This is a genomic window from Dyadobacter flavalbus (assembly GCF_006149045.1).
GTDB classification, from domain to species: Bacteria; Bacteroidota; Bacteroidia; order Cytophagales; family Spirosomataceae; genus Dyadobacter; species Dyadobacter flavalbus.
In genome coordinates, this window is the sequence record NZ_VBSN01000056.1 from 2,664 (window position 1) to 9,321 (window position 6,658).

Consider the following 6,658-nt stretch of genomic DNA (forward strand, 5'->3'; position numbering starts at 1 on the left):
GTTCAAAGGCCGACCACCTGGTCAACAGCATCGCTTTCGGGCCGGACGGCGCCCTGTACTTCAACCAGGGAAGTTTGAGCTCGATGGGAAGCTACGACGGCACCTGGCAGCGTGACGAAAGCCTTCTGGCAGCGACCGTGCTCAGGCTCGACCTGGACAAGCTTGCAGGCATCAGCCTGCCGCTGGATGTGAGAACGACTTCCAACCAGGCTTTGATCAATGCCGCACCGTCCAACAGCTACCGCATGTCAGACGGTACCTATAACCCCTATGCGAGCAACTCGCCTTTGACCATCTATGCCTCCGGCGTACGCAACGCCGTAGACCTGGTATGGCACAGCAACGGGCAGCTGTATGTGCCGGCCAACGGCTCGGCGGCAGGCGGCAACTCGCCGGCCTCGGTGGCAAACACCAGAAGGCCCGACGGCAGCTTCTATAACGGCCCTGTGGTGGTATCGACCAGCGGGGTGAAGGTGCAGAACGACTGGCTTTTCCGGGTGAACCCCTTCAAGCCGGTCGGCTACTACGGCCATCCCAACCCGCTTCGCGGCGAGTACGTGGCCAACCGCGGCTACCTGGACAACCCCAAGTACCCCGCAACGCAGGGACCCGATGCCAACTACCGCGGCGCGGCCTATAACTTCGAGCTCAACAAATCCCCTAACGGCGCCATCGAATACAAGAGCAATGCCTTCAACGGCGCTCTGAAAGGAAGATTGCTGGTGTGCCGTTTCAGCGGCGGCAGCGACATCATTGTCCTTGAACCCGGCTCGAAGGTCAAAGACCCTTCGGTCAACTCGGCCGACAGCGATGACCGCATCTACGACATCATCGGTGCGCAGACCGGCTCGGGCACAGAGGGCATCACAGGACTTTCGGGCTTTACCAACCCGCTGGACATCACCGAGGACGTCGAGACCGGCAACCTGTATGTGATCGAATACAACTGGAACAACACCACCGGCAAGACCGCGCAGATCGTGCTGCTGAAAGCCACGGCGCCATCCGCGCTGGCAGGTATTGCCGAGCTGAGCCCTTCGGAGATCACCGACAGCGACGTGGCAGGCGGTGCGGCCGGCAAGACGCACACGATCACGCTGGCCAATACCGGCAACAGCAACCTGACCGTAACGGGCATTGCCCTGGACGGCGCTGACCAGAGCCAGTTTCTGCTGACAGGTGCACCCGCAGCCAGCGTGGCCTCCCCGGTCATCATTGCCCGCGGAAGCGCCATTACCTTCAACATTGCCTTCAACCCTGGCTCAGTGGGCGTAAAAACAGCCAGCCTGCTGGTAAGCAGCACCGGCAACCCCGTGCAGGCGGTCTCCTTGAAAGGCCTGGGCACAAGCGGGCTGTCAGGTGCCAATGAGCCTTCCCTGCAGCTGGTGATGGACGTGCACGGCATCAACGTCAATGTAGGCGATGACAACAAGAATACCAACGTCATCCACAGCAATACCACCACGGCCAAGGCACCTTTGCTGGGCGAGGAAGTAGCCATCCAGGCCTTCCAGCGCGCCGGGGATGCGCCGGTCAGCATCGAGCCGCTGTCGGTGTTCGGTCCTCAGGACCCTTCCGGCACCGTGACGGGCTTTGGCTGGTACAGCTCCGGGGACGCCAATGCCAAAAACGAGCTCTTTACCGTGGGCAACGGCAGCTACCAGACCGTTGACGTACAGACCAGCGGCGTTTTGTCCTTTGACCCGGGCATCGATTCTTTCGGCTTCTACTCGCGCTGGCCGTACTTTGCCAACCGGCATCTGTACAGCGAGGATGCGCTCAATACCTTTAACGGCGCCCTGCCGCACCACGTCAGGGTATACCCGCTGAAAGATGTGGCCGGTGTGATTGTGGAACATGCCTATGTGATCGCCTTCGAGGAGACTACCTCCGGGCTGGATTACCAGGACATCGTCGTGATTGCCCGCAACATCAAGCCTTACGAGCAGGCCACCGTCCGGGAGCTTTCCCTGTCGGCTTCCTCGCTGGCCTTTACCCATACCAGCGGCAGCGCGGCACCTGCAGCGCAGGCCGTGACTTTGTCGGCCAGCTCGGGCACACCGTCTGTCAGCATCAGCAAAACGGCTAACAGCAGCTGGCTGGTGCTGCCTTCGGCCGCTTCGGCAGGCAGCGTGTCTTTGGGCATCGACCCTGCGGGCCTTGCGGCAGGCACCTACCAGGCCACCGTTACCTTTGCAGCGGAAGGCTATACCAGCGCCAGCCTGCCGGTCAGTCTGACGGTGAGCAGCCCGGTATCTTCGGCCCAGATCACTGCCAGCAGCCCCGAGCTGATCTTTGATGCGCTTAAAAACACGACGGTGACCCGCCGTCTGACGATTACCAACACCGGCACCGGCACTTTGGACCTGGGCAGCATCGGCATCACCGGCAGCAATGCCGCCAGCTTTACGGTGAAGGCCGTCAGCGTGGAAGGCCAGCCTACCGGGAACGCTTTGGCCCCTGAGCAGACCCAAATGCTGGACGTCTCCTTTACGCCGGGCAACCTGACGGTAGTGACTACCTTTGAGGCGGCCCTGGTGATCAACAGCAATGCAAACAATGCCCCCGCGCTCAGCATCGGCCTTTACGCCATGTCTCTGAACGGCTATGAGGGCAGCAACGAGCCGCCTTTGCAGACGGTGGTCAATACGCTGGGCTACAAGATCAATGTAGGCTGGACGAACCTGGCAAACGGCGTGCAAACGAGCATGAAGGGCGAGGAAGTGCCTGTGCAGCTCTTTGAGAAAGCAGGCGACGGCCCGGTGGGCATCACCCCAGTGGCGCGCTACTCGCCCAACCAGGAACTGCCTTTCGGCTTTTATACCAACAACGGCGCAGTCGACCTGAACCTGGTCGGCAAGCTCTCCGGGGTCTTTGGCCAGCACAACGCCCTGTTCCCGCAGATCGTGGCAGGCTCAGACCAGTTTACGCCTGATGCCGCCTTCGGGCTCTATGTGGTGGGACTGGAAAACCGCTTGTCCTATACCCAGGATGCGCTGAATGCCTCCGGCCCTGCGCTGCATGCCGCAAGGACCTACCCGCTCAAAGACCGTCAGGGCAACCTGGTGGCCAACAGCTACCTGGTCTGCTTTGAGGACGCCTCCAACGGCGACTACCAGGATTATGTCTTTGTGCTCAGCAACGTGATCGCTGCCGGCACGCGCAAGGAGCTGGCCTTTGAGGCCGCTTCCCTGGACTTCAACGCGCCGGTCAACGGAACGGCCGCAGCCAAGACGGTTACGCTACAGGCCCGCAACGGCACGCCCGCAGCCATCACCTTTGATAAGTCCAACACCAGCTGGCTGACGGTGCCTTCGCCTGCACTGGGCAATCTGTCTTTCGGTGTCAACACCGCAGGCCTTGCCGCAGGCAGCTACAGCACGACGGTGACCGCCCGCGCGGAAGGCTTTGCCAGCGCGGCCCTGAAAGTAAGCCTGTATGTGACCGATGTCAGTGCCAATGCCGTCAGGGTCAACTTCCAGCTGGCGACCACCGTGACGCCCCAGGGCTATCTGGCCGATGCCGGACAGCCTTACAGCGACACCCGCGGCTATGGCTGGGTCAACCCGGTCAGCAAAGAGCCCAAGGACAACACCGCCAGCATGCGCGAGCGCAGCTCGGCAACCGTGGAAACACGCATGCGGACCCTGGCGCTGATGCAGGGCACGGCCACGGGCCAGACCCCGGGCAGCTGGGAGCTGAAAGTGGCCAACGGCCTCTACAATGTGACCGTAGGCGCAGGCGATATCGGCTTCTATGACAGCAACCACCGCATCAATGCGGAAGGCACCCCGGTCATCTCAGGCTTTGTGCCCACGGCCCAGACCCCGACCCAGATCGCTACGGCGACCGTCGAGGTGACCGACGGCAAGCTGACCCTGGACGCCACAGGCGGCACCAACACCAAGATCACTTTTGTGATCGTGGACCCGGCCACCGCCGAGGGCGACTTTATCCCGCCCGTAGCTGCGGTGCAGCTGAAAGGCACGGCGCAGTCTGCCGGCACCTACCTGGGCCAGGTCGTGGCCACGGTGACGGCTACCGATGCTGGCGGCTCAGGCGTGGCCAGCACCCTTTACAGTCTGAACAACGAGGCTTTCAAGGAGTACTACGCGCCGCTGCTGATCAATACGGCGGGCACTTACAGCCTCAGGGCCAAAGCAGTGGACGGCAACGGCAACGAGGCGACCTCATCGGCCGTTTCCTTTACGGTGGTGCAGCCCCAGCCAAGCAATGCCAATATGATCGTCGAGAACCTGGACAGGTTCCCGGCCAGCGACAAGCTGACCTTCTCGCTGATCCAGTCGCCCTGGAGAAGAACCAACGAGGACGGCACCTTTACGCCTTACAACCGCAACCACGATGTGGTCAAGGTCCGCATCAGCAACAAGGGCACCGGTGTGCTCAATATCGCAGGCCTCAGCCTGACCAACACGGCCGGCTGGAAGATTGCCTCCGTGGGCGGCGCAGCCTATGATGCCAGTGCGCCGATCGTGATCAACCCGGCCGCTTCGGTGGAAGTAGCCGTGCAGTTTGTGGCGCAGTACGCCACAGGCCGCGTCAGGATCCTTAACGACACGCTCAACATTGTCTCCAACGATGATCTGGCGCCTAAGAAAAGCCTGATCCTGCGCGGGCTCTGGCAGGCAGCCGGCGAGGGGAACAACGAGCCGCGGGCCATGGAGATCATGAGCGCCTTCGGTTTGAAGACCAACGTGGGCTTCCAGCACGATGACGGCACCAATGCCGGCACGAGCATGGTGCTGAACACCGACGAGATCATGCCGTCCTTCTTTACCAGGGCAGATGCCTCCCGGCCGGTGACGGTCGTGCAGTTGGCGGCCTACCACGGCTGCTGCGCCTCGGTGGAGAACCTGGAATACTATACCAAGGGCTCTGCGACCTACTCGACCTTGTTTACCCATGATGCCCTGGACGGACAGTCGCTGCTGCCTTTGAAAAGGGGCTCGACCACCGGTGCGCTTTCGGAAGGCTCCTTTAACCCGTCGGGCGCTTTCGGCTTCCGCTCGGGCAGCTCCAACACCGACCGTACCAAGAACTCGGAAGGCAAGATCGGCATCAGGGTCTGGAAGGCCATCGATGCCAACGGCAACATCATCCCCAATACCTACCTGTTGGGACATGATTACATCGGCAACCCGGCAGTGACCAACTATGACTACCAGGACAATATCTTCTATGTGAGCAATGTGAAGCCTGAGACCGGCGCTGTGAACTACTCCGAGCTGGCATCGGTGCCTTCGGCCGTCGACTTCGGCTCGCGCCGCACCGGCCAGACCAGCACCCAGGCTATCGAGCTGACCAACCTGGGCAAGGCCTATGCCGACGGCAGCGCCGACCCGAATGTCACCATCAAGAGCATCGAGATCACCGGCGCCAACCTCAACGAGTTTACCGCCGCGCTGCCTGCGCAGCTGACGCTGGCCCCGCAGCAGACCACAAGCGTTGCCGTTACGTTCCGCCCCGGCAGTCCGGGCATCAAGAATGCGGCCCTGCTGGTCAGCTACAACAGCAGCCTTTCGCCGGTGCGCGTACCGCTGTACGGCATCGCAGACGATAACTGCAATGTGATCACCGCTGTCAAGCGCATCAAAGGCGGCGCAGACGCTAGCGTCAGCATCGGCGGCAAGGTGTGGGAAGCCGACAAGGCCTACCGCCAGGGTTCGGTGCAGCTGGACAAACCGGCAGCGACCCCGATCGCCGGCACCGACGAGGATGCGCTCTACCAGACGTATTTGTCCGCATCGGCCGACCTGGGCGAGACGCGCTACCAGGTCCCGGTGGCCAACGGCAGCTACATGGTCCGCATGCACTTTGTGGAAAACTTCTTTACAGCGGCCGGCTCGCGGGTGTTCGCCGTCAGCCTGGAAAACCAGACCCGGCTTTCCAACCTGGACATCTTCCGGGAGGCCGGCTACAAGACCGCCATCGTCAAGGACTTTGCTGTGGCAGTCACCGACGGCAAGCTGGACGTCAAATTCAACCCGAGTGTGAACCGGGTGGCACTGGCCGGCATGGAGATCTTTGCGGCCTCGGCCAGCGCAGATGCCATCAGCCTCAACCAGCAGTCCGTACAGGGTGCGCAGTGCGGGGTGGCCAACGGCCAGATCACCTTCTCGGTGAGCAACACCACGGCCACGGCTCTGCTCTACAAGATGGGGCCTTCGGGCACCTACCAGACCTCCCCGGTGTTTACCGGCCTTTCGGCAGGCGATTATACCTTCTATGTGAAGGAGAACACGGCTGCCGGCTGCGAGACTTCCAAAGTCTTCACCATTCCGGTGGTCAATAACCTGGCCTTTACCGTGACAGCGCCTGTGATGGCCTGCACCGACGCGGCGGGCACCGCCACGGTCTCCGGCATCACCGGCGGCTCGGGCAGCTACACCGTCAGCTGGGATTCCAGCCCGGCGCAGACCGGCCTGACCGCTACCGGCCTTCAGCCGGGCGTCTACAACGTGACGGTGCTGGATGCCTCCGGCTGCAGCAAGACCCAGCAGGTGACCGTAAGCCGCGCAGCCGGCTGCGGCCCGGCGGCTATCCGCATCAATACAGGCTCGACGGCTGCTTACACCACAGCCGACGGACGCCAGTTCAGCGCCGACCAGTACTACGGCAATGTGACCGGCGGAACAGG

At 62.1% G+C, this 6,658-nt stretch carries 1 protein-coding gene; it reads left to right on the top strand.

Features of this window, described 5'->3' with window-relative positions; translation table 11 throughout:
• The coding region (locus FEM33_RS19025; RefSeq protein ID WP_161597189.1) for a choice-of-anchor D domain-containing protein at positions 1-6,658 on the top strand (6,658 nt) is incomplete at both ends.